The organism is Flavobacterium degerlachei (assembly GCF_900106645.1).
Classification (GTDB): domain Bacteria; phylum Bacteroidota; class Bacteroidia; order Flavobacteriales; family Flavobacteriaceae; genus Flavobacterium; species Flavobacterium degerlachei.
Window position 1 is genome coordinate 94,046 of sequence record NZ_FNMV01000005.1, and the last position, 25,607, is coordinate 119,652.

Annotated in this window: 20 protein-coding genes; 11 read left to right on the forward strand and 9 right to left on the reverse strand. The window is 34.9% G+C overall.

The window, feature by feature from the left end:
* Nucleotides 1-8 precede the first annotated feature (8 nt).
* From BLV91_RS06545 to BLV91_RS06560, 4 genes are read left to right on the forward strand one after another with little or no spacing between them, the layout of a single operon-like run.
* Nucleotides 9-3,359, forward strand: a complete 3,351-nt coding sequence (locus tag BLV91_RS06545) for a SusC/RagA family TonB-linked outer membrane protein (protein ID WP_091430971.1) — start codon at nucleotides 9-11, stop codon at nucleotides 3,357-3,359.
* Between the two features lies 1 nt (nucleotide 3,360).
* Nucleotides 3,361-4,839, forward strand: a complete 1,479-nt coding sequence (locus BLV91_RS06550) for a RagB/SusD family nutrient uptake outer membrane protein (RefSeq protein WP_245709622.1) — start codon at nucleotides 3,361-3,363, stop codon at nucleotides 4,837-4,839.
* Entirely contained in the window at nucleotides 4,826-6,295 is a 1,470-nt protein-coding gene (locus BLV91_RS06555; RefSeq protein WP_091430973.1) for a hypothetical protein, read from the forward strand. The genes BLV91_RS06550 and BLV91_RS06555 overlap by 14 nt, the downstream gene beginning before the upstream one ends.
* Before the next feature lie 4 nt (nucleotides 6,296-6,299).
* Nucleotides 6,300-7,451, forward strand: coding sequence for a cytochrome-c peroxidase (locus BLV91_RS06560; protein ID WP_091430975.1), 1,152 nt, complete (start codon nucleotides 6,300-6,302; stop codon nucleotides 7,449-7,451).
* 170 nt (nucleotides 7,452-7,621) lie between these two features.
* Here the strand turns inward: BLV91_RS06560 and BLV91_RS06565 are convergent, their stop codons facing one another.
* Both BLV91_RS06565 and BLV91_RS06570 read right to left on the reverse strand, forming a co-directional pair.
* The gene (locus BLV91_RS06565) at nucleotides 7,622-8,164 is read right to left on the reverse strand and encodes a MepB family protein (protein WP_091430977.1); all 543 of its coding nucleotides are present in this window, start codon (nucleotides 8,162-8,164) and stop codon (nucleotides 7,622-7,624) included.
* Nucleotides 8,165-8,405: 241 nt separating this feature from the next.
* On the reverse strand, nucleotides 8,406-9,692 hold the full coding sequence (locus tag BLV91_RS06570) for an APC family permease (protein ID WP_091430980.1): 1,287 nt from the start codon (nucleotides 9,690-9,692) through the stop codon (nucleotides 8,406-8,408).
* A gap of 306 nt (nucleotides 9,693-9,998) precedes the next feature.
* On the opposite strand from BLV91_RS06570, the gene BLV91_RS06575 reads away from it, so the two are divergent.
* The gene (locus BLV91_RS06575; RefSeq protein WP_091431231.1) at nucleotides 9,999-10,226 is read left to right on the forward strand and encodes a CDGSH iron-sulfur domain-containing protein; all 228 of its coding nucleotides are present in this window, start codon (nucleotides 9,999-10,001) and stop codon (nucleotides 10,224-10,226) included.
* Nucleotides 10,227-10,318: 92 nt separating this feature from the next.
* Here BLV91_RS06575 and BLV91_RS06580 read toward each other — a convergent pair whose 3' ends face one another.
* On the reverse strand, nucleotides 10,319-10,948 hold the full coding sequence (locus tag BLV91_RS06580; RefSeq protein ID WP_091430983.1) for an SOS response-associated peptidase: 630 nt from the start codon (nucleotides 10,946-10,948) through the stop codon (nucleotides 10,319-10,321).
* Between the two features lie 129 nt (nucleotides 10,949-11,077).
* A complete protein-coding gene (locus BLV91_RS06585) occupies nucleotides 11,078-11,878 on the reverse strand; it encodes a DUF5694 domain-containing protein (protein ID WP_091430985.1) in 801 nt (266 codons plus the stop codon).
* A gap of 426 nt (nucleotides 11,879-12,304) precedes the next feature.
* Between BLV91_RS06585 and BLV91_RS06590 the strand changes: the two genes are divergently transcribed.
* Nucleotides 12,305-13,711, forward strand: coding sequence for an APC family permease (locus BLV91_RS06590; protein WP_091430987.1), 1,407 nt, complete (start codon nucleotides 12,305-12,307; stop codon nucleotides 13,709-13,711).
* A gap of 308 nt (nucleotides 13,712-14,019) precedes the next feature.
* Here BLV91_RS06590 and BLV91_RS06595 read toward each other — a convergent pair whose 3' ends face one another.
* Together BLV91_RS06595 and BLV91_RS06600 are read right to left on the reverse strand one after the other, a co-directional pair.
* Nucleotides 14,020-15,468 carry a glyceraldehyde-3-phosphate dehydrogenase gene (locus BLV91_RS06595; RefSeq protein ID WP_091430989.1) on the reverse strand — a complete coding sequence of 483 codons (1,449 nt, stop codon included), beginning with the start codon at nucleotides 15,466-15,468 and terminating at the stop codon, nucleotides 14,020-14,022.
* Nucleotides 15,469-15,625: 157 nt separating this feature from the next.
* Nucleotides 15,626-17,026 carry a trypsin-like peptidase domain-containing protein gene (locus BLV91_RS06600; RefSeq protein ID WP_091430991.1) on the reverse strand — a complete coding sequence of 467 codons (1,401 nt, stop codon included), beginning with the start codon at nucleotides 17,024-17,026 and terminating at the stop codon, nucleotides 15,626-15,628.
* 135 nt (nucleotides 17,027-17,161) lie between these two features.
* On the opposite strand from BLV91_RS06600, the gene dapF reads away from it, so the two are divergent.
* The 5 genes from dapF to BLV91_RS06625 all read left to right on the forward strand — a co-directional run bounded on the left by dapF (nucleotide 17,162) and on the right by BLV91_RS06625 (nucleotide 21,507).
* Nucleotides 17,162-17,944 (forward strand): diaminopimelate epimerase, encoded by a 783-nt coding sequence (gene dapF, locus BLV91_RS06605; protein ID WP_091430994.1) that lies wholly within the window; start codon nucleotides 17,162-17,164, stop codon nucleotides 17,942-17,944.
* Nucleotides 17,945-17,976: 32 nt separating this feature from the next.
* Nucleotides 17,977-18,510: a GNAT family N-acetyltransferase gene (locus BLV91_RS06610; RefSeq protein WP_091430997.1), complete on the forward strand. Its 534-nt coding sequence runs from the start codon at nucleotides 17,977-17,979 to the stop codon at nucleotides 18,508-18,510.
* A gap of 10 nt (nucleotides 18,511-18,520) precedes the next feature.
* Nucleotides 18,521-19,561 (forward strand): endolytic transglycosylase MltG, encoded by a 1,041-nt coding sequence (gene mltG / locus BLV91_RS06615; RefSeq protein WP_091431000.1) that lies wholly within the window; start codon nucleotides 18,521-18,523, stop codon nucleotides 19,559-19,561.
* A 2-nt stretch (nucleotides 19,562-19,563) separates the two neighbouring features.
* Nucleotides 19,564-20,484 carry a DUF2279 domain-containing protein gene (locus BLV91_RS06620; protein ID WP_091431003.1) on the forward strand — a complete coding sequence of 307 codons (921 nt, stop codon included), beginning with the start codon at nucleotides 19,564-19,566 and terminating at the stop codon, nucleotides 20,482-20,484.
* Between the two features lie 381 nt (nucleotides 20,485-20,865).
* Entirely contained in the window at nucleotides 20,866-21,507 is a 642-nt protein-coding gene (locus tag BLV91_RS06625) for a peptidoglycan-binding protein LysM (RefSeq protein ID WP_091431005.1), read from the forward strand.
* A 59-nt stretch (nucleotides 21,508-21,566) separates the two neighbouring features.
* On the opposite strand, the gene BLV91_RS06630 is transcribed toward BLV91_RS06625, so the two are convergent.
* From BLV91_RS06630 to scpA, 3 genes are all read right to left on the reverse strand, one after another.
* The gene (locus BLV91_RS06630; protein ID WP_091431008.1) at nucleotides 21,567-22,103 is read right to left on the reverse strand and encodes a hypothetical protein; all 537 of its coding nucleotides are present in this window, start codon (nucleotides 22,101-22,103) and stop codon (nucleotides 21,567-21,569) included.
* Between the two features lie 405 nt (nucleotides 22,104-22,508).
* Nucleotides 22,509-23,045 (reverse strand): phage tail protein, encoded by a 537-nt coding sequence (locus BLV91_RS06635; RefSeq protein ID WP_091431011.1) that lies wholly within the window; start codon nucleotides 23,043-23,045, stop codon nucleotides 22,509-22,511.
* Between the two features lie 429 nt (nucleotides 23,046-23,474).
* On the reverse strand, nucleotides 23,475-25,607 hold the full coding sequence (scpA, locus tag BLV91_RS06640) for a methylmalonyl-CoA mutase (RefSeq protein WP_175513965.1): 2,133 nt from the start codon (nucleotides 25,605-25,607) through the stop codon (nucleotides 23,475-23,477).

Genomic DNA, 25,607 nt, shown 5'->3' on the forward strand with positions numbered 1-25,607 from the left:
TAAACCGAATGAAGTTAACATTAGCCCGCTGTTTGCAGAAAACCATACTGACTTTAGGGATGATCTTAGTATGTATGAATACTTTTTCCCAAAAGACTTCTCAAACTCTTACTTTAAAAATTAAGGACGAACCTTTAAATGTAGTTATCAAATCAATAGAGGAGCAAACAAATTACCGTGTCATTTACAATGTAAAAAAAATTGATGGAAATCAGAAAATAACGATTTCAGTACAAAATGCAAAGCTTGAAGAGGTTTTACAGAGTATCTTTAAATACAAGAAAATATCTTTTTTTATACAAAAACAACAAATTTTATTACTTCCCAAAAATGATAATGAATCTTTAAACCTAAAAGAGCGCTTTATTAAGGGGACTGTTGTAGATGTAAAAGATCATACACCCATTCCAGGAGCAACCATTTTATTGCAAGGAACTTCGATGGGAGCTATTACTGATAGTAATGGGAAATTTGCATATTCTTTGAAAGGAGATGATATAGAAAATATGGTTTTAGAAATTTCGTCAATGGGTATGATATCCATCGTTCAACGGATAGGGAAAACTCATGATTTTCTCTTTGAAATGGAGCAATTTAGAGATGAGTTAGATCAAGTTGTCATAACCTCTTCTTATGGAACTAAGAAAAGGAAGGAAGAGATTGTGGGGAGTATTTCTACACTAAATGCTGAAGATATTGCAGTTGAACAAGCTTCAGAAAGTATTGATAAAATTGTGGGCGGACAGATTGCTGGGGTGTTGATTGAAAATACTTCAGGGATAGGAGGACCAGTTAAAATTAATATTCGAGGACAGGGAAGTTTGAGTTCTTTGACTAATTCTAATTTAGGAACGTCAACTCAACCACTAATAATTGTTGACGGAGTGATTATGAGTGAGGAAGTGGGAATTGACAGTCAATTCTTCGATGCAAGCGGTACATTTTCTGAAAACTTATCCAATCCCTTAGCTCAAATTTCGCCAGAGAATATCGAAAGTTTCACGGTTTTAAAAGATGCTGCAGCTGTTAGTATCTACGGTGCTGACGGTGCAAACGGTGTGATTTTGATCACTACTAAAAAAGGAAAAAAGGGAAAAGCGAAGTTTGGATTCTCAAATCAACTAGGTGTTTCATCTGCAATTAATCCCATTAAGTATTTGAGCGGATCCCAATATACTGACTTACGTAATGAATATTTAAAAAACAGTCAGATTAGTTATACTGCGGTGCCTTTTAACGGGATTGATACAGATTGGTTTGATTTGCTTAATGTCGCCGGGGTGTATAATAAATACAATTTCTCTGTGTCTGGGGGCAATAATAAAATATCATACCGAACAAGCTTAAGTTACCTTGACATTGACGAACCTCAAAAAGGTAATAAAACAAAACAGCTAAATGCGGGTATAAATTTAGGATACAATTTAGATAAACTTAATTTTAGCTTGTCTTTAAACCCAAGTTACATTCAAAAGAATGCACCTAATATTTACTACAGTTATGCTTTTGCTCCTAATATATCTCCATACAATTCGGATGGATCTTATGCAAATGTTGGTGTGTCAGGTCTAGGAAATCCACTCGCAGCTATTGAACAAAATAAGAACATAACAGATAGCTACGGACTTATAGGAAGTTTGAATGTGTCCTATGAATGGAACAAGAATTTGAGTTTTTCTTCCCTTTTTGGTATAGATTATAAAGATAAAACGCAAGACAGGTATTTTTCTGGTGAAAATGAAAGCGGCCAATACAATGGGACATTTACATTGGAGGGAATTCAATACGCAAACTGGGGCAGGCGATTATTAAACCAAAGAAATTCTACTAAATGGAATTGGCAAGGTCAGGCATTGTTCAACAAGAATCTAAATGTTAATCATACCATTGATGGAATTGTTGGCTTTGAACTTTCTGATGACCGTACTAATTTTAGCTATTCGTCAGGTAGAGGTTATGTGAATCCAAATATTATTAACAGTGTTACAGATGCGATTCGCGATGACGACCCATCTACCACAATTGATGAAACTACGGGAAATCAAAACTATAGTGAAGATATTAGTTATAATTCTAGAGTGTCTTTCTTTTCTCAATTCAATTACAATTATAAAAAAAGATATTATTTCTTAGGGAACTTTAGGCGCGATGAAAGCTCGGTTTTTGGGGATGATACTAACGTTGCGTTTAATGGAGGAGCAGGAGTTAGTTGGATCATAAGTAACGAGAGTTTTATGGAATCAACGACAGCAATTGATTTGTTGAAATTAAAGTTTAGCTATGGAACAACTGGAAACTCAAGAATAGGTTCTTATCGTTCGAAAGGACTTTACAGTATAAGTGAAATAGGTTATAATGGATATGAAGGAGCATACACAAGTGCAGCTCCAAACGGAAGACTGAGTTGGGAAAAAAACACAAAACTTAATATAGGTCTCGATTTTAATGTGCTAAAAAGGCTAGAGTTAACTGTTGAATATTATTATAACGACTTGAAAGATTTAATAACAAGTCGAGATATCCCAACAGAAACGGGCTATTCTTCTATACAATTAAATGCAGCAAGCATGTATAATAAAGGAGTCGAATTTACAACGAGAGTAAAATGGGCACAAAGCGATAAGTTCAAATGGTCAACTTCCTTTAACATCTCTACAGTTGAAAATAAAGTGACGGACCTAATTGGTTTAGGGAGTAACTATTCGGTATCTGAAAAAGCACTAGCGCAAAAAATAGGATATAGTACCTCGACTATTTGGGGAATAAAATGGGTTGGTGTAGATCCAGCCACTGGAAGGGATTTATTAGAAAAAGACGGTCAAGTGTATGATGCTGCTACCTATAGGAGCTTATTTGATTCTTCAGATTGGGTGCCTATTGGGAATAGTCAACCTAAAGCCTTTGGAGGTTTTAATAATAGTATTACGATTAATAAAAATATTGTTTTCTCAGTCAGAGGAGCATTTCAATTAGGAGGTGATTTTTTAGCAGATAATAGTTTAATCTCAAAATATAATATTACGTCAAATAGAAACTTATCTGTAAACGCCTATGATTATTGGCAAAATCAAGGAGATTTAGTCTCGCAACCTCTGATAACTAGTACTACGACAATTGTTCCTAACATGAGTAAGTATCTGTACGATGCAACCTATTTAAAGATTAGTAATATTAATTTAAGCTATAACGTTCCTGTAAAAAAGACCTTTCTAGATGCGTTGTCCATTTTTGTTGATGTTTCAAATGTGGTGTATTGGTATAAAGAGAAAAGCCCATCAGGGATGAATGGAATACGTGAATTTAATTTTTCCTACCCACAAGCAAGAACCATTTCTTGTGGAATTAACACTAAATTTTAATATGATGAACAATTTTAAAATAGCATATTACACTAGATTTATAAGTGCGCTTACTTTATTTTTCCTATTGCAAAGTTGTACTGATTTTCTCGAACAAGAACCGGGATCTCAAACTTCTATAACAGAACAACTAGCTACTAAAAAAGGTGTGTTGAGTGCATTAAATGGCGTTTATGAAGCGCTTGAGGAGGATGTAAGAGGAGGTTATACTGTCTACGCCGATGTACAAGGCGGGAATCTTAAATTTTCACCTACAATTTCAGGTAGTAGTAAAGGATTAATTACTGTGCCAATTGGTATAGAAAATATTTACTCGTTTCAAGATCAGGCTGATGACAGTAATTTTGGCAGTTTCTATGATGATAGTTATGACATTATAAATCAAACAAATTTAATTTTAGAATATGTCGACGCCTTATCTGATGCGTCAGAAACTGAAAAGAAGCAAATAAAAGCAGAGGCTTATGCAATTAGAGCATATACTCATTATTTACTAACCTTAGTCTATAGTCAGGCCATAGATAAAGACGCTTCTGGCTCCCAGCTTGGAATCGTATATAATAAAATTACTTTGAAGAGCGGTCTTGTATACCCTAAGAGAGAAACTTTGACTGATTCGTATTCTTTCATTATTGAGGACATTAAAGCTGCATTGGACAATTTTTCCAGTGGCTCTGTTTTGACAGGTCCCTCATATTCGTATTTTAATAGTACAAATTCAAAAGCATTATTAGCACGAGTTTATTTGTCTAAAAATGATTGGCAAAATGCATTTGATGCAGCCAATGATGTGATCTTAAATTCAGGTGTTGAATTAATGAGCAGTGCTAATTATATTGCGCAATGGGAAAAAACGGATCTTCCAATTTCGGAAACTTTATTAGAATTTTCGGTTCCTAGAGATAGCGGTGGATCAGTAGGAGGCTCATTATCTAGTTATTTTGGTTATTTTTCAAGTACGAATTATAATAAATATGTTGCTTCTCAAGATCTATTGCAACTTTTCGAAACTGCCGATATTAGAAAGCAGCTGTTTTTAGAGAAGGCGCTTCCTACATTAAAAGATGGAGAATTTGTGAATGTTAATTACTATTTTACTAAAAAGTTTCAAGATAATGCGGGATACTCTGCATTTCGAATATCCGAGCTTTATCTGATTCGTGCCGAAGCAAGTATGGAACTTGGAAAAACGGAAGCGGCTATTGCAGATATTAATAGTATTAGGACAAGAGCTAATGCTAGTTTGCTGAAATCTACAGATGATTTAGAAGGAGCCTTGTTAAATGAGAGAAGAAAAGAACTGTGTTTCGAAGGACATTTATTTTTTGATTTAGCTCGAAGACATAAAAATGTTTCTAGAAATGACGGATGCATTTCATTAAACTGTAGTTTGACTGCTCCTTCACCAAAATTTGTTTTACCGATTCCAGAAAAGAATATTAATCTTAATTCAAACTTAAAGCAAAATGAATCCTATTAAAATTATATCAGTAGTCGTTGTAGTCCTAAGTATATTCACTTCATGCTCAAAGGATGATTATAAATTAAGTGCACAGGATATTGATCCTTATGTACGATTCAATTTATTAGTAAACAGTAGTAATGCAGTCCTTGAATATCCGACTGTAAATAGTACTGCACTGCCAGTAAGCAGTTACACTAACAAATCAATAAAACCTTTAAAAATACCCGTTACTTTAACAACAGCCACTTTAGAGAAGCCTGTTTATGTAGAATATAGTATCGTATCAACAGGAGATAATGGTAGTTTTAGCGCGACACCCAAGAACCAAGTTTCATTTGTAGGCAACCAGCTCAGTGACACAATCTACTTGTCATTTGATAAAAGATGGGAGGCCAAAGAAAAGATTACGCTAAAACTGGAAAGTGTTTCGGACCCTTCTGTTCATATTGGAAATTTAAATACCGCCACTATAAATAATGTGATTGAAATAAATTTAGATGAGGTAAAAACGAACTTTACCTTTCAAGTTAATAGATTAGAACTAAAAGGAGAAGTTGGTGAACAAGTTGATTTTAAAGTTAATTTTCCTAATGGTTTTATCCCTTCAGAAATTGAAAATACTAACTTTTTTAAATTTACAAATGGTTTTGACTATGTATTAACTCATGAGGATTTTGGTGATAATCGCAGTTTTGTTACCTATCATCTAAGACTATTAGAAAATTTACAAAAAGATGATGTGTATTATCAGACGGGTATTGCATTAGTACCCAATGCTAATTACACCACAACTGGGAATACTGTTTTACAAGTTTTCAAACCAATTAAAACAGAAAGAGATGTGCAAGCTAATCCTGCCGCTCATTTTTATGACCTGTCCAATCAATATTATTTAACGTATGGAGCGCATTGGTCTGATAAAAATGGTGTTTGCACTTGGCAATCTTTCAATGCCTTCACCTTTCCAGTTGTAGTTTCGAAAGAGAATGTAAATGCGATTCAGTATAGCGGTCAAGTAACTTCTACTACATCTGATGATGTATATCATGATGCTTTTAAAATTGGATTTAATGTTGTTTCTGGAAATGGAACAACAAATTCATTTGATTTAAAGAGATGGTTCTCCAATGAGTCTACTGATGCAGCAAATTCTCCCGGTTTTAACATTACTTCAGCAATTGAATTCTTTCCAGAAAATGGAAATAGTAAAACTAAAGGAAGTGTTCTTGTCATTCCTCAGGATATTACCATTGGGGGAAAAAATGGTAATAGTTATAGTATTGCCATTGCAGGAGCGGGTTCCTATAAAGAAATCAGTAGTGGGTTGTTTGAAATTTCATTTGATTTAAAAGTGACTAATGATGCATTATTCGGTGGTACCGTTACTTCGCAGTATAAAATTTATAATAGCAGAACCTTTCCTACTGTAAGCCCCATAAACGAAGCTTGTATAACCGAAATAGAATTATAAAAAGATGAATCTAAAAAAAACAATGTTATTGATTTTATTTGTAGTTAGTTTGACTGCATATAAAAGTATTCCTGCGTCTGAAAATTATATTGATGTAGAAGATTTAAGACAAATGTATTCTAGTGGAAATTCAGCTAATTGGCCAAAACCGATTTTGGATAGTACAGTGGATAAAACTTCTTTTGAGGATATTGGATCGCTTCCAGAGGTTAGCTTTCCAGATTACAATCCTTATTCAAAAGAAAAAGCAGTATTGGGTAAAACACTTTTCTTTGATTCCCGATTATCTCTTAGTGGACAAATTGCTTGTGCTTCATGCCATAATCCTGAGTTGGGTTGGACAGATAATTTAACGCGGTCTTTTGGTCACAACCGTCAAAACGGAAAGCGTAATGCTATGACTATTTTGAATTCGGGTTATGCTCAAACGCTTTTCTGGGATGGTAGAGCATCAAGTTTGGAAGATCAAGCGCAGTTTCCTATTGCAGATCCTTTAGAAATGAATGAGAAGTTGACTATTGCAGTTGATAAAATTGTGGCAGTAGAAGGCTATAAAAAATTATTTGCCGCCGCATTTGGAGACGAAAAAATTTCTTTGGGAAGAATACAATATGCTATTGCTACTTTTGAAAGAACTATAAATAGCCCCAAAAGTAAATTTGATCAATTTGTTAGCGGGAAATCAGACGCATATACAGATGAGCAAGTGACTGGTTTGCATTTGTTTAGAACAAAAGCAGGTTGCATTAATTGTCATAACACTCCATATTTCAGTGACAATCAATTTCATAATGATGGCCAAACTTTATTTGGCACAAAAAACGAAGATTTTGGACGTTATAACATAACTGGCGATAAAAAAGATTTAGGAAAATTTAGAACTCCAACTATACGAGAGGTTGTTAATACTAGACCATGGATGCATCACGGGCATTTTCCTAGCTTACTAGATGTAGTTGAGTTTTATAATTTAGGGAATCCTTCACCAGTTCAAAAAAAATATTTAGGAACGGCCCGCGATTCTCTTTTACCTACGACTTCTCCTATTCTTAAAAAGTTGGATTTGAATAGAACTGAAATAAATGCGCTTTTATCATTCATAGAAACTTTAAGTACATCGAACCAGCGAATTATAATTCCAGAAATGCCAAAGTAAGTTCTATTGATAGTTGTAAAAAAGATTCTAAACCATCCAATTGGAAGAGGTTTAGAATCTTTTTATTTATGCATAGTTTTAAAGTAGATTCTTTTACAAAGGGATAGATTTAAAAGACATGATATATTTTTCATTTAAAAACCAAATTTAATTTTACTTTAAGAGCTAATTCAGATTTTATTCATCAGTAAATTTTCAGCAAGTAAAAGGTCTGTAGACGAATCGTCTGTGATCTTTAAGAAGTAGCTAGTTTGCCAATTTTGAGTTTTTACAGCCTGCTTACTTACTACGATGTCCCATGGCGAATAAACCCTGATGCCACGTTTTCCGGTTTTGGCATTCGTACTTACAATTCCCTTTGCAGCAAGTACAGTTTTAGGAAAGAAGAATTGTCCAAAATTGTCTTTACTTTTTACCGTGATAACAATAAAGTCAAAATCGTCTTGAATGTGGAATGGTTCGGTTATTCCATCCTGATTTCGTTGCCAAATTGTTACAAACTGTCCCGATTTTGTAGGTGTAATTTTAGAAACCCGATGTATAATTTTCTTTCCGTTAAGATGAAATAAACAGGCTCCATATTCAACACTTTCAATATTAACGGATGGATTTGTTATGTCAAAACCGCATTTGTCATAGAGCCTTTCTTTGGCGATTTTCAAGTCGTTATGAAATGAATCGATTATTTCTATGGTGTTTTCGCGATCTGTCATATTAATTTATGTTTTTTGTGGTGTTAACTACTATTGGTATTGTAGTTTTTCGTTTAAATAGGTTTAATAGCAAAAGGGATTTATACTATTTGTATATAAAAAGTATGTTCAGATTATGAGTCAAAAGAGTAAATCCTGTTCATGGAGTTAAAGCATAGATTACATAGACTTTCTCTATTATAATTCAGATAGGTTTTTAAAATAGGTCCAATTATCATTAATAGAAACTGCGATGAGATTATTATGTTTTGGAATTAATACCAGTGTTTTTTTTATAGATCCACTCTAACAGAAAACAGCTGAAAATTATTGATAAAGCTACAATAACGCCAGTTTGATTAGATAAATATTGTTGCTGTATGAGTATCACTAAGGCAATAGTACAAAGTAAGAAACCCATTAGTGGGACAATCTTGTTTCCATTAATTTTATCATGTAATTTAAAGCCTACAAAATTTACAATCGCAAAAATTGATAGGAAACCAACACTTCCAGCCGTAGAAAGACTTTCTAGTTTTAATAAATTGGACACGGTTAATGTGGCTATTGCAGTTATTAGTAATCCAATGGGTTGGTTCCAAAGGGTACTTGTCAGGTGATGAGGTAATTCATCATCTTCGGCAATTTCATAACTGACTCTGCTACCTCCATACAAAGAAGCATTAATGGCAGAAAATGTCGAAATTAGAGCAGCAATGGTAATAATCGTAAAACCTATTTTTCCGAGCGTGGGTTCAGCAGCAGCAGCCAATACATAATCCTCTGCGGTTGCAATAGCGCTAAAGGGTAGAGAACCTACAGTTACAATCGCAATAATTACATACAATAAAATGACAAAAATGGTGGAATAATAGTATGCTTTTGGGATGTTTTTTTCAGGGTTTTCAATGTCTGGAGCCGCATTAGCAATGAGTTCAAAGCCTTCGTAAGCCACAAATATTACCATTCCTCCTGTTAAAAGCTTTATTGGAGTTTCCCAGTTTGAAACCGCAAGTTGGGATAAGTTAGGGTTGTCAAACAATCCGTAAATACCAATTAAGATAAATAAGAGTAAGATAGTGAGTTTGATAATGACAGCGTAGGATTCAATTTCGCCCACAACTTTTATACTATAATAATTTATGGAAGTTGCAAGGATAATTATACCACTAGCATATATATGAAAATCAACTGTTTTACTACTTATTGCGAATAAATTAGGCGCATAAGAACCAAATGCCGAAGCATAAAGGGATAACATAATAATATAACTGACCCACAGTAGGTTATTCATGCCGCCACTAAAAATAGATTTACCAAACCCTTGGTTTATAAATTTCACTGTTCCACCTCTGTCCGGATAGGCCAATGAGAGTTTAACGTAACTATAGGAAGTGATCAAAGCTATAATTCCCGCAAATAAGAATGCTATTGGTGTTCCGCCTTTCGCCAATGAAACAGCTAATCCAAGAACGGCAAATATCCCTCCGCCCACCATTCCTCCAATACCAATTGACATTGCTTCTAAAAGCCCAATTTTTTTATTCATTCTTTTAAGTTCGTTGTAATTATACTCGAAGGAAGTTCATCTAAGAAAGTGAAGAGAACTTGTAAACGATCGGTTATTTGGTAAATATAATTGATTTCACCTACTAAAAGAAAGTGATTTGTAAAATGTATCTGTCAATTGGCACTGTTTGCAAGGGAATCGCATACAAAGAATCTATTTGTCCCCAAAAATAGGAGGGTAAAATAGAATTAATGTAAATTAAGGATTTGAATCAAAAAAATAGTACACCAATTTTAATTGTCAGATTTTATTTTGCAATCTTTGGGGGCAAAAAAAAATAGCATTATGAGCAAGACAAAACTAATAATTAATCGCAACGGATCTATAAAAATAGAAGGTGATTTTGAAATTATGGACAGTGAAGGTACCGTTTATGGATTAGAGGGAAGAACTGCATTGGGTCTTTGCCGTTGCGGATTATCATCTAATAAGCCTTTTTGTGATGGTTCACACCGCAACAATTTTGAGCATGAAGCAGCAGCATTTGATTTGCCGCCAATGAAAACAAAATAAAGAATTTCATTTACTACTTACACTTTATTAAAAGCTACATTTTCATTAATGTGGCTTTTTTTATTTTTTTTGTTTCGTTATTTGGTAGGACATTACTCAGCTGGAAAAGCCAAAAGATTGGGGTTATAAGCTGGAAAAGCAAATTGCTGGTATGGTATATCGCCAGACAGCCAGTCTTTTTCGTCTTTGCTTTTGAGCATTACAGGCATTCTCTTTTTGTTATTATGGATGTATTCCATTGTTTTGTTGGCCTTTGTTGTCAAGATCGAAAACGAATTTAATATTTGATTGTTTTTAGGGTTTTTCCAAGAGGAGTAGATTCCTGCCAACGAAAAAATGGCGTCTTCTGCAGAATAGATTGCAAATTTTTCTTTGCTTTTTCCTTTTTCGTCATTCCATCGCCATTCAAAATAAGCGATCACTATTACAAGGCATCGATTGTGAGTGACATCCTTGAATGAGGGTTTTTCGTCAAGAGTCTCGATTCTTGCGTTCAAAGTATTTTTTTTGATTGAATCATCAGCACTCCAAAAAGGAACTAATCCCCAATGGTAATCTTGTGCGATTATGTCAGGATTTTTGTCAATAATCAATGGATGGGTTTTATGAGCGAAACCATTTACTTCTCCTTGATAAAACTCCTCAGTGGTATCGTCAGCAATCGCATTATAACGCTTTGCGATTTCTTTAATGTTTGCTTTTATTTCGACTCTATAACACATTTCGCGATTTGTTGATTTATAGGTTTCCTAAGGCTGCCACTAAATTAAGCTTTATTTTTTGGAATATCGTTACTGAATAAAAGAGCTGTATTTTAAAAAATAAGGGAGCTAGTTCAAGAAACTAGTATTTTAATATGTTGTATATTTTGTAGCGTCAATTAATTCATACATTGGCTCATTTTCTAAGAAAACATCTAAATAAGCGGTGTGAGTTCCTCCAGCGATTATTAATATTCTATCATTTTTGTCTTTTGGTATGTCTGATAAGTTGGAGTACATTCTGAGGTTTCTCTTGTAAAACTCTGATACGATATCAGCACCTTCAAAATTGTTTTTGGTATGCATTGTCGCGAGATAATTGTAAAAATTAAAATGTTCCGACTTCCATTTTTTGGTATTCATTAATTGGAATTTACCTAATACACTAAGATTGTTAAACGCTTCGATATCTTTTTTGTATTTATTCAAAAAATCTTCAGTTGCCGGAGATTTAGATTCTTCAGCTAATTTCATTAGTTGTGGATAGTCAAATCCTACTCTCGAATCAATGCCGTAAATATTTGCCACATTGGTTAAACGACCAACTTCAAAAGCAATAGAATTTATTTCCTCTGCCCAATTTGTAGTTGATGATTGATCTAATTTGTATTCCTGATAGATTATATTGGTTCCAGCTGTTTCTTGAGCAGGTATTTCTACACAAATTATCGTAGGTTTAAATTTGGCTAATTCCTGTACGACTTTGTTTATTTGCTTTTTTACTTCTGGATTGTTGATGTCAACGGGAGATGTATTAGCATCAGTAGATTTTGAAAGATGAAATGTAGCAAAGTTCAGTACTTTTATTTTTACGTTTTCAGAGGTTTTGTTTTGCGCTATTGATGGCAATATACTTGCTATGAGGATTAAAATTAGAAAGATTCTTTTCATTGTTGTTTGTTTTAGAAAGCCTTTGCTATTAAGTTCAAATGTACATATCGTTATATAAATTCGATGTTTGTTAAAATGATAGATAACCAGTATCTAAATCAAATATATACAAATTTCACTTTCTAGTATATTTACAGAGTATCTTTCTTCTTGATACATCGAAAGCATTTTTTGATTCTGTGTTTTAAAGGGTCGCAAGTTAATTAGATAGGCAAGCGGCGCGTGAAGGATAGCAGCGGAAATCCTCCCGTTTTTTCGGGAGATTGAAGCGAATAGCCTGACCTTGTTGCTGGCAAGGAGTTTTTGGATGTATGGAGTCTTTCTGCAACAAGGACACGCCCAAAAGAATATTGGTGTAACTCAAGCGATTTCGTAAAAAAGTATATCTTTAGCCATTCCAAAAAACCAAAAAATCAAATTTTAGTTATGCAAGAAAACGACCAAGACGATTTTAAAAGAGAACTGGGCTTATTTGACGGAACAATGCTCGTTGTGGGTTCCATGATAGGGTCAGGAATATTTATTGTGAGTTCAGATATGGTACGCCAAGTGGGTTCTGCCGGATGGCTGATTGCCATGTGGGTTCTTACAGGGGTTATTACCGTGATTGCAGCGGTGAGTTATGGTGAACTGAGTGCCATGTTTCCTAAAGCTGGTGGCCAATATGTATACATTAAAGAGGCTTACGGGAAGTTAATTGGGTTTTTATACGGCTGGAGTTTCTTTGCCGTGATACAAACTGGTACAATTGCTGCCGTGGGTGTAGCCTTTGCTAAGTTTACTGCTTATTTATTTCCAGTAGTCAGCGATTCGAATATTCTATATGAGCTGGGTGATTTTAAACTGAATGCAGCACAACTAGTTTCTATTTTTACTATTATTTTACTGAGTTATATAAACAGTCGTGGGGTGAAAAACTCCAAGATTCTACAAACGATTTTAACGGTAATCAAGATTTTGTCTTTAGCTGGACTAATTATTTTTGGCTTTATGGCTGCCAAAGCTGAGGTTTGGGATGCCAACTGGGTTAACGCCTGGGGATCACAATCGCTTGATTTAGCTACAGGGACCTGGATGCCTATCAGCGGAACAGTTTTGATATCGGCAATTTCTGCCGCCTTGGTGGGGTCAATATTCTCTAGTGTAGCTTGGGAAGGTGTCACTTTTATTGCTGGGGAAATTAAAAACCCAAAGCGCAATGTGGGATTGAGTTTGTTTCTAGGAACCTTAATTGTATGCTGTATTTATGTATTGGCAAATCTGATGTATCTGGCAGTTGTGCCTTTGCAGGATATTGCTACCGCTCCATCTGACCGAGTGGGTGTTGTGGCTTCACAAAATATTTTTGGCTCCATTGGGACATTGATTATTGCTTTGATGATTATGATTTCGACTTTTGCCTGTAATAATGGATTAATTATGGCAGGAGCTAGAGTTTATTATACGATGGCTAAGGATGGAGTTTTCTTCAAGAAAGCTGCTGAGTTAAATAAAGCAAGTGTTCCGGCTTGGGCCTTATGGGCACAGTGTTTTTGGGCTTCGGCTTTGTGCTTGACTGGAAAATATGGTGATTTACTTGATTTTGTAGTGATTATCGTTTTGATATTTTACATACTAACGATTTTAGGAATATTCATCCTTCGTAGAAAAATGCCAGATGCCGAAAGACCGTACAAGGCTTTTGGGTACCCATTTTTACCAGGACTCTATATCGTTGTGGCAAGTGCTATTTGTATCGCTTTGTTTATTACTAAAACAAGTACTAGTGGATGGGGTGTGTTAATCATGTTACTAGGAGTGCCAGTTTATTATCTGACTAAAGCTAAAGAGTAGTTTTTAGCGAGAACAAAGAAGAAAGAAAATAGAACAAAGAATAGCGAGAACAAAGAACAAAGAATATAGAGCAAAGAGCAAAGAGAGGTTGATAGTGATTAGCGAATCTTACTTCTATTTTCTTTATTCTAACCTCTTTTCTCTCTTTCTCCTAAAATTAACCATAAAAAAATCCGTCTCGTTGTAATAACGGGACGGATTTTTTATTTGATACAGGCTGGATTGCTGTAAACTTTAAATCTAAAACTTGAACTAAAAACTAAAAACTAAAAATCTGCAAAAGCAATATCCAACCTGTAATTTGTCTGCTAGTAGTAAGTGAAACGTCTTACTTTAGCAATATATTTTGCCAATCGGATTACCTGGTGGCTATAACCGTATTCATTATCATACCAGATGTATAAGACGATGTTTTTTCCGTCATTAGAAACGATGGTGGCATTACTGTCATAAATCGATGGTGCTGATGTACCCACGATATCAGAAGAAACCAATTCGTTATTCATTGAATATTTAATTTGCTCTACTAATTCACCTTCAAGAGCATACTTTTTCATGATGGCATTGATCTCATCAATTGATGTTTCTTTCTCTACTTCAAGATTCAAAACAACCAAGGAACCATTAGGAACGGGAACTCGAATCGCATTTGACGTTAGTTTACCTTCCAATGATGGTAATGCTTTTGCAACTGCTGTTCCTGCACCAGTTTCGGTAATAACCATATTTAAAGCTGCCGCTCTACCACGACGGTATTTTTTGTGCATGTTGTCTACTAAGTTCTGATCATTAGTATACGAGTGTATCGTTTCCAAATGTCCTTTTACAACTCCTAAGGTATCTTCAACTGCTTTTAGGATTGGAGTAATCGCATTTGTTGTACAAGAAGCTGCTGAGAAAATATCTGTTTCGTCAGGATTGTATTCGTTTTGGTTTACCCCATGAACGATATTTGGCACTCCTTTTCCTGGAGCAGTCAATAGTACTTTGTGGGCTCCTTTTGAAGCTAAATGTCTGCTTAAGGCTTCTTTAGTTGTAAAAGCTCCTGTATTATCTATAATTAAAGCATTGTCAATATCGTAAGCGGTATAGTCAATATCCTCTGGCGCATTTGCCGTGATGATATGAACGGTGGTTCCGTTTATGATTAGTGCGTTGTTTGCTGGATCAGCGGTAACTGAACCTTGAAAATCACCATGAATGGAATCGTAACGCAATAATGAAGCTCTTTTTTCAAGTGTTGAAGCATCATTTTTATCTCTGGTTACAATGGCTCTCAAACGCAATTGGTTTCCTTTTCCAGTTTTAGACATTAGCTCTCTGGCTAATAAACGTCCAATTCTACCAAATCCGTATAAAACCACATCTTTAGGCTGAATCTCTTCAGAAGATTTAGCATCTTTCAATTTGTCTAATACAAAATGTCTTGCATCTTCGTATTTGTCTTCTTCCAAAAGGTATTCGTAAGTCAATTTACCAATATCCAACTTTGAAGGCGGTAAGTCCAATGTTAAAATAACTTTGGCAATTTCTACCGAAGAAAATACATTAATTGGTTTGCCCACAAATTCACCTGCGTACTGATGCAAGTTGATAATGTCGTTTACGTTTTTATCTAGCAGTTGATTTTTAAACAAAACCATTTCTATGGATTTGTCATACCATAAATCACTGATGATTTTGATTAATTCGACTCCTGAACGTCGTCTGTCGACTTGAAATGAAACTTCTTTTTGGTACAAAGTTGTATTATTCATAGGTGAAAATTTGTAAAAATTTAGTAGTTATTTTTTTAAATTTGCCGCAAAAATACCCATTTCAATCGATTTCGTAAAGGTTTTTGTGATTTTTTTTCAAATAAAAAAAGCCGACTTGTTTTTGCAAGTCGGCTTTCGTTTTTTAAGCGTAGGATTATCAGATGATAATTCTGAATACTTCCCCGTTTTTATTGATCATTTCAAGACGGATGCTTTGACGCTCGTCTTTTTTATTTAAAAGTTTAGAAACTGATTCGATATCTTTTGCTTTTACATTATCAATACTTAATATGATATTCCCTTTTAGCTCGTCGCGGTACTGCGCCAGATTTTCATTTGTGATTGATTTTATTTTTACGCCATAATCAAGGTTAAACTTCTTTTTGTCTGAGGCATCAATATTTTCCAATTCGATTCCTTTAAATTCAGTACTAAAAAATTCGTTTTTGCTCAAGACTACAGGCACGGTTCTATTATTGCCGTCTCTTACAAAAGTGACTTGCACTTTATCGTTTGGTCTTTTAGTATTGATATATCCTGAAAGGTCAGCAAAAGTGGCAATACTTTGATTGTCTAGTTTGACGATTATGTCTCCTTTTCTAAGTCCTGATCTTTCGGCACCAGAATTTTTGGAAACAGAACTGATGTAAAAACCTTCTGTTTGTTTTATTCCTAGTTCTCTAGAGGCAGTTGCATTGAGTTCGCCACCTTCGACACCTAGAATTCCTCTTTGAACGTTACCGTATTCCATTATGTCTTCGATAATTTTTCGTGCAATGTTTGATGGTACTGCAAAGGAATAGCCCACATACGAACCTGTCATTGAGGAAATCATAGTATTGATACCTACTAAATCACCACGGGTGTTGACTAATGCGCCACCACTATTACCTGGATTTACCGCCGCATCAGTTTGTATAAATGATTGTATGCCGCTGGCATCTAGATTTCTGGCTTTCGCCGAAATTATTCCAGCCGTAACAGTTGAAGTAAGGTTGTAAGGATTCCCAACGGCCAAAACCCATTCTCCCACTTTAACAGAGTCTGAATTTCCAAATGTGGTATAGGGAAGCTTTTCGTCAGCATCAATTTTTAACAATGCGATATCCATTTTGGAATCGGTTCCAATAAGTTTTGCCTTATACGATTTTTTGTTGTTTAAAGTGATTTCAATTTCCGAAGCCCCTTTCACAACATGATTGTTAGTCACGATATAACCATCTTCAGAAATAATTACCCCAGATCCTGTTCCTACTTGTTCTTGGGTTTGTCCCCCTTTGTAGCCGTAATAATACTCAAGCATAGGGTTAGTGACCGTTTTATAAGACACGTTTTTTACGTGAACCACTGAATGGACTGTCTTCTCGGCTGCCTCGGTAAAATCGACCACTTCCGGAGATAAGCCTACTTTTTTATTGTAAGACTCAGTGGCAAGTGTTGTTATTGGACTTTTAGTAGAGGAAAAAAGCCCATTGGTGTCAAACAATAATTTGTAAGCCCCCAATGTTGTGGCTCCGCTTAATAAAGCCACTAAAAAAAGCTGTGAAAATCGTTTCATATTATAGTTTGTTTTACGTTATTTGATGAGTAAAAATAATGGTAAAAAAGCTTGTTAAAAAACGGTTTAACGCTCTTTAACAATGATTAACATTTCATTAATAGTTCGTACTTTTGTGGAACACAATAAAAAGACATGCAAATAGAATTTTATAAATACCAAGGAACCGGAAACGATTTTGTAATGATTGATAATCGTACGAATACTTTTCCAAAAGAAAACATAGAATTGATTGCCCATTTATGTGACAGACGTTTCGGGATAGGCGGTGATGGTCTGATTTTATTAGAAAATGACGCTGATACTGATTTTAAAATGGTGTATTACAATTCAGATGGAAACCAAAGTACTATGTGTGGTAATGGTGGGAGATGTTTAGTGGCTTTCGCTAAAAAACGGAACGTCATTGAAAACGACTGTACCTTTAATGCAATAGATGGATTGCACCATGCAACGATTTCCGAAGACGGAATTGTATCGCTGCAAATGATTGATGTTACAAGCATAAAAACGGAATTGAATTATACTTTTCTAAACACAGGTTCTCCACATCACGTTGAATTGGTAGATGATTTAGAACATTTTAATGTAAAAGAAAATGGGGCTGCTATCCGTTATGGAGGCTTATATGGAAAAGAGGGTAGTAACATTAACTTCGTAAAGCAAATAGACGATACTACTTTTTCTCTTCGCACCTATGAAAGAGGAGTTGAAGACGAAACTTTGGCTTGCGGAACTGGAGCGACAGCAGTAGCCATAGCTATGAACGCAACTGGACTGACCAATGCAACAGCAATTGATGTGAATGTCGAAGGTGGAAAATTAGCCGTTTCATTTGATAAAACAGACAAAGAATATACTAATGTTTTCCTGATAGGTCCCGCCAAATTTGTTTTTAAAGGAGCTATTGATATTTAATTAAAAACCAAAAGTTAGTACCCAAATCCCTTATGATTACTCTAAAAGGAGAAAATATATACATCAGAGCACTTGAACCCAATGATTTGGAGTTTATTTATGCCATAGAAAATGAAGAAGCTATTTGGGAAGTAAGTAATACCCAAACTCCATATAGTCGTTTTTTAGTGAAACAGTACCTAGAGAATGCACATCAGGACATTTACGAAGCCAAGCAATTGCGATTGGCCATATGCCAGGACCGGGACTTTCCCGCTGTGGGCTTAGTAGATCTCTTTGATTTTGATCCAAAGAATAATAGGGCAGGAGTTGGCATTGTAATTCAAGGCAACGATAATCGAAAGCAAAATATAGGTTCGGAAGCTTTAGGGTTGTTAATTCAATATGCTTTCTATCATTTGAACCTGCATCAGCTGTATGCAAATATTGGGACCGAAAATGAGGCGAGTAAAGCTCTTTTTACTAAATTTGGCTTTCAATGTATCGGCATAAAAAAAGATTGGAATCTTGTTAATGGAGTGTACAAGGATGAGGCGATTTTCCAATTAATTAATCAACAATTTTAATATTTTAGTTTTGAATTTAAAAAAAATTATTTCAATCGTATCTATCGTTTTGATATCTGCCTTGGTTGTTTACGGCTTTATTTTGATAGGGCAAATTTTTGCGGATAACACCAAATTTTCCGAAAAAGAAATTTATGTACATATTCCAACGGATTCAAATTATGAAGATGTCAAAAAGATTATAGCTTCTTACGTAGACAATATTGATCGTTTTGAAATGGTAGCCAATAAAATGAGCTACCCTGAAAATCTAAGTGCAGGACGTTTTTTATTCACAAAAGGAATGAATAGTTATGAATTGATAAAAACCTTGAGAAAGAATGTACCAGTTAGCTTAGCTTTTAATAATCAAGAAAGAATAGAAAATTTGGCGGGACGAGTAGGATCGCAAATTGAAGCGGATAGTGTGTCATTATTAGCTTCATTCAAAGATTCCATTTTTTTGAAAGAGAATGGTTTTAATGAAGATAATGTCTTGGCAGTATGTATTCCTAATACATACGAGATCTATTGGAATACTACTGCCGATAAATTCCGAGATAAAATGATCAAGGAATATCGTAAATTTTGGAGCAAAGAGCGCGTAGCCAAAGCTGCGGAACAAAATTTAACTCCGGTCGAAGCAACTATTTTGGCTTCTATTGTCCATAAAGAATCAGTTAAAAAAGACGAAAGACCACGTATTGCAGGCGTTTACCTTAACAGATTGAGGTTGGGAATGCCACTTCAAGCTGATCCAACAGTAATTTTCGCCATTAAAAAGAGAGATAATGATTTTGATCAAGTAATTAAAAGAGTGTTTTATAATGATCTGACAATGGCTTCACCTTACAATACTTATATGAATACGGGACTTCCTCCTGGACCAATAGCCATGCCTGATATTACTGCTCTGGAAGCAGTATTGGCACCAGAAAAAAATGACTTTATTTATTTCTGTGCTAGTGTTGATCGTTTCGGTTACCATGAATTTGCCGCTACATTGGCAGAACATAATAAAAACGCCAAAAAATACTCGGATTGGATCAGCAGCCAAGGAGTAAAAAGATAGTTTTGCTATATATAAAAAGCAACTTTCTTTTACTTTTTTTAGTGCTCGGACTTCAGACTTCTTTCGGGCAGTCTGCGGTAGAGACTTTTCTGACACCAGCTGACACTTTAAATGTCAAAAGAAAAAATAAAGTGATATTCACTGAAGGGATACTCGCTTCTGGAACGTTAGTAGGTTTAAACCAACTCTGGTATGCTGATTATCCAAAATCTAAATTCCATTTTATAAATGATAATGCGGAGTGGTTGCAAATGGACAAAGTGGGCCATTTTTATTCCTCTTATCAATTGGGAAGACTTAGTGCTGAAATGCTGCAATGGAGTGGCGCCAGTAAAAAGGATCAATTAATCTATGGCTCAGGACTGGGTTTTGTTTTTTTAAGCGCTGTTGAGGTCTTGGATGGCTTTTCTTCTGAATGGGGAGCTTCTACAGGCGATATAATCGCAAATGCATCAGGAACGGCCTTATATGTATCTCAAGAGTTGTTGTGGGACGAGCAACGTATTATCCCGAAATTTTCCTTTCATACTAGCCAGTATGCGAAATACAGACCCAATATTTTGGGACATTCCTTCACAGAACAGTTACTAAAAGATTATAACGGCCAAACCTATTGGCTTTCCGTTAATTTACATTCCTTCCTCAAAGATTCAAAAATTCCCAAATGGCTCAATTTGGCTGTTGGTTATGGTGCCGATGGGATGATAAGCGGAAACGGTGAAAACAATGACTTATTTCTAGGGTCAAATATGGCCAGAACGAGGCAGCTTTATTTTAGTTTTGATGTAGATTTAACTAAAATTGAAACCAATTCACATTTATTAAAGACTGTGTTTTCAGTGCTGAATACCCTTAAAATTCCAGCACCAACAATGGAGATTAAACAGTTCAACCAATTTAAATTTCACTATATCTACTTTTAATTAATTTACGCCGATTATATTTTAATTGTCTTCACATTAATAATATGGAATATCGCGTAAAAAGTCACACTAAAACTTTACAATATTGAACTTAATAATTGAATCAGAAAACGGATTATTTAGGTTGTTTTGATTCGGGTTCTCACGCTCAACTGACGAAAACACACACAAAATCCTGTTTTTTGAAGACTTTATTTGCATTTTTTAATACTTTAAAATTCCCAGCGCCAACGTTTGAATACTCAGTTAACGAGGTATTTAGAGTCTATATTTTGTGTTTTTAGATAAGATTAACAGCTTGGTATTCAGCTTTATAAAATTTAGTGTATCTTTGCACGCAGAAATTTCTTAACGGGACAGCGTTTTGAAGAAAAACAATTTATGGTAAAGAAATGGTATTTTTATACAAGTTTAGCTATTATTATAGCCTTTTTAAGTGCAGGTTTTAAACCTCTTAAAATAGATGCGAATCAATGGTTTCTAATAAAAAACCCGGATGGAAATCGATACTTATATCCATCCCAAGAACAAGAAGATTACACCAATTTGAATATCCCTTTTACAGGAAATTTATTTATTGGTTTTAAGGAAGCACTTGGCTTCAAAGAATCTGAAGGTAAATACAAAAAAATTAATTCTCTAGGTTATATGGGAAAATACCAGTTTGGTACTGAAACCCTAAGATCAGTTGGAATACATGATAGTTCATTATTCTTGAGAAGCCCTAAGATGCAAGAAAGAGCTTTTGTAGCGCTTTTGTCAAAGAATAAATCAATTTTACAGGATGTTATCAAGAAATACGACGGAACGGTTGTTAACGGTATTTTAGTGACTGAATCTGGAATTTTGGCCGCAGCACATTTGGGTGGTGCAGGATCTGTAAAAAGGTATTTTAAGCACAACGGTAAGGTATTCATCAAAGATGCTTATGGTGCTTCTATAAGAAGTTATATGAAAGCATTTGGAGGTTATGACACTTCACTTATTGTCGCAAATGTAAATGCAGTTGCAAACGTGAATTAGAGGTTAATAGCTAAAAAAATAAAGGCAGTCTAAACATATTTGTTTGACTGCCTTTTTTATTATCTTACTTTTAATATATCGCCATTGGGACGAACTGTCAATCTAAGGGTTTGTTTATCTTTTTTAATTTTAAGATTGTACTGTTTTTTTAAGATATCACCTTCCTCTTGAGTATACAGATATTTGTCGTTTACAATGGTCCAGTCAGGATATGTCCTATAGATGGAATAAATTACCTCATTGGGTAATCTGACATTTTTATAGTTTTCCACAACTCGAATCAGTTTTCCGTTTTCATTGTATGTAGCGGACAAAGAACCATCTTTTGTTTGCATTAGCAATAAGTAGTTCTCAGAACCTTCATAATCTTTTCCAATGTCATACGCGATGAATTTCTCTTCCAATCTTCTGACGTCTTGATCTGGATTGTTGTCTGGAAGATAAATTGAAAAATCAGTTCCAACTCTTTTAATTACAACGGCTGGTAATTCTTCCATTTTAATGATTCCCTCTTCCACATCCTTCTTCGTTTTATCTTGAGAATAAGATGTTGTGGTTAACCCTAATAACAATAAAGCAATAATAAATGATTTCATAATATTTGGTTTTTAATTAATATTCAGTTTTCAATTGACAGAATTCGAATAATTTAATTTGGGGACTTTAAATATATGTATAATAAATTGTAAATCAGAGTGTTGTGTGTTTGTTTAACGAAAATTAATTATCGTAATTTGATTGTTAAATTTCCCTTCTATTGTAAAGTTAGTTTTTTAAATACATTATATCTGTTAATTTTATCTATATATTATGTTAATAAAAGAGGAGTTTCAGTCCGTTTTTTTTATTAAGAAAAGTGCTCATTATTTAATTAATTAAAAACTTTTTATAAATGAAATGATAGATTTAACAGTATGATTTTTGACAAAAATAAAAGCAATAAAAAAGCTGCCCATTGTAATGGACAGCTCAAGATAAAGTACTCATTTCGCATCGTTTTTTTATAATCCAGCTATAATTTCGCCATCTGGATGAACGGTTAATTTTTTGGTCTCTTTTCCTTTTTTAATTTTAAGGTTATATTGTTTTTTTAAAACATCTCCCTCTTTTTGAGTGTACAAGTACTTGTCATTTACGATCTCCCATCCAGGAAATTTTTTATAGATGGAGAAAACGACATCGCCAGGTAGCTTTACATTTTTGTAGTTTTCCACAACAGAAAGCAATTTTCCGTTTTCATTGTATGTAGCTGAAAGAGACCCCCCTTTTATTTCCATAAATACTAAATAGGTTTCAAAACCCTCATAGTTTTTACCAAGGTCATACGCTATGAAACTATCTTCTAGTTTTCTTACCTTTGGATCTGCATTTCTGTCAGGCAAATAGACTGAGAAGTCTGTTCCAGCACTTTTGATGACAACAGCAGGTAAATTTTCCATACTAATATTTCCGTTTTTCGAATCAGTATCCTTTATGTCTTGCGAATAGGATATATTTGTCAGCCCTAGAGCCAGCAAAAAAATTACATAATATTTCATAATAGTGAATTTAAATTAATAGTTAATTAAAATAATTCTAACATATAATAAATTATAAGGCATATTATTTACTTCCCCTTTTCATCATTCAAACCTATTTCATATCAAAATTATTTAACGTAATGTTCATTTGTATATATTTTTTGGGGTCTAACACATTAATTAGTAGTCAAGTAAATTTACAAAATATTATTCCCTTTAACAGTTAACTGTGTTGGAAGGTTTTGTTAATTAACAAAGCAATAGTAGGAATTTTGCATAGCCAGATTAAGAGATGTTGCTGGTGATTCTTTATGCTTCTAATGGAAAATAGGATTGTCATAATTGTTTTTCCGCTTTGGCGCTGTTTGTAAAATAAATAAGATTAAATAAAAAAACATCAACTTTTCAGTTGATGTTTTTCTAGCTTAAAACGATGTGAATTATATATTATTGACCAATTAAAATCTCTAATATTTTTATGGCAGCATCACTGATTTTCGTTCCTGGACCAAAAACAGCAACGGCGCCGGCGTCAAATAAATATTGATAATCTTGTGAGGGAATCACACCGCCCACAACGACCATAATGTCTTCTCGGCCATACTTTTTTAATTCTTCAATTACTTGGGGAACCAATGTTTTGTGACCTGCAGCCAATGAGGAAACTCCTAGAATATGAACGTCATTCTCGATTGCTTGTTTGGCGGCTTCAGCTGGAGTTTGAAAAAGAGGACCTATGTCTACATCAAAACCTACATCAGCATAACCAGTAGCCACTACTTTGGCTCCGCGATCATGTCCGTCTTGCCCCATTTTGGCAATCATAATTCTAGGTCTACGGCCTTCTTGTTTGGCAAAGGCATCCGCTAGTTGTTTCGCTTTCTCAAAACTTTTGTCGTCTTTTATTTCTTTACTATACACACCGCTAAAGGATTTAATTTGTGCTTTATACCTTCCAAAAACTGTTTCCAGAGCGTCGCTGATTTCACCTAACGTAGTTCGGTTTCTTGCTGCGTCTACGGCCAGTTCTAATAAATTTCCTTCTCCAGTTTGGGCACAAAGGATTAGTTTTTTGAGTGATTCTTGTACTTTTTCTGAGTCTCTAGTTGCCTTGATGCGGTCTAGTTGTTCTAGTTGCTGCTTGCGCACCATCTGATTGTCTACATCCAGAATTTGCAAAGGGTCTTCCTTTTCTAATCTATATTTGTTGACTCCTACAATTATATCTTGTGAGCTGTCAATACGTGCTTGTTTTCTGGCAGCTGCTTCTTCAATTCTTAGTTTTGGGATTCCGGCTTCAATGGCTTTCGTCATTCCGCCAAGTTCTTCTACTTCTTCGATCAGCTTCCATGCACTTTCTGCAATTTCATGTGTCAAACTTTCTACATAATAGCTTCCGGCCCAAGGATCAACTGTTTTTGTGATTTTAGTTTCTTCCTGCAGATATATTTGTGTATTTCTTGCAATTCTTGCAGAGAAGTCAGTTGGTAAGGCGATGGCTTCGTCAAGGGCATTAGTATGAAGAGATTGTGTTCCTCCAAATGCTGCTGCTGCCGCTTCAATACAAGTTCGAGCTACATTATTAAACGGGTCTTGCTCTGTTAAACTCCATCCGCTGGTTTGGCAATGGGTTCTTAAAGCCAATGATTTATCGTCTTTCGGGTTAAACTGTTTTACTAATTTGGCCCAAATCATTCTGCCGGCTCTCATTTTGGCAATCTCCATAAAATGGTTCATTCCTATAGCCCAGAAAAAGGAAAGACGTGGCGCAAAATCATCTATTTTCATACCGGTTGATAAACCAGTTTTAATGTATTCTAATCCATCGGCAAGGGTATAGGCCAATTCGATGTCAGCCGTTGCACCTGCTTCTTGCATGTGGTAACCTGATATTGAAATGGAATTGAATTTCGGCATTTTTTTGCTCGTATATTCAAATATATCGGCAATAATCTTCATTGAGGGAGTAGGCGGGTAGATGTAAGTGTTACGCACCATGAATTCCTTAAGGATGTCATTTTGTATGGTTCCTGAAAGCTTTTCTGGTTTAACTCCTTGCTCTTCAGCTGCCACGATATAAAATGCCATTATAGGCAAAACTGCACCGTTCATGGTCATAGATACCGACATTTCGTCTAAGGGAATCTGGTCAAACAATACTTTCATATCCTCTACAGAATCGATTGCTACACCCGCTTTTCCCACATCTCCTACTACACGTTCGTGGTCTGAGTCGTAGCCACGGTGAGTGGGCAAATCAAATGCTATCGAGAGGCCTTTTTGTCCTGCGGCAAGATTGCGTCTGTAAAAGGCATTGCTTTCTTCTGCGGTTGAAAATCCAGCATATTGGCGAATGGTCCAAGGACGGCGAACATACATTGTTGTGTATGGACCACGTAAATTGGGCGCAAAACCAGCGGCAAAATCAAGATGTTTGAGATTCTCAACATCTTTTTCTGAATAGGTTTCTTTGAGTTCAATTCCTTCAGCGGTCAAGTAGTTATCGGCCGATGAATTTGGAGTATCAGTATTGGGCTTTTGAGCTTCTAATTGAATATGTTTAAGGTCGTTTCTTATCAT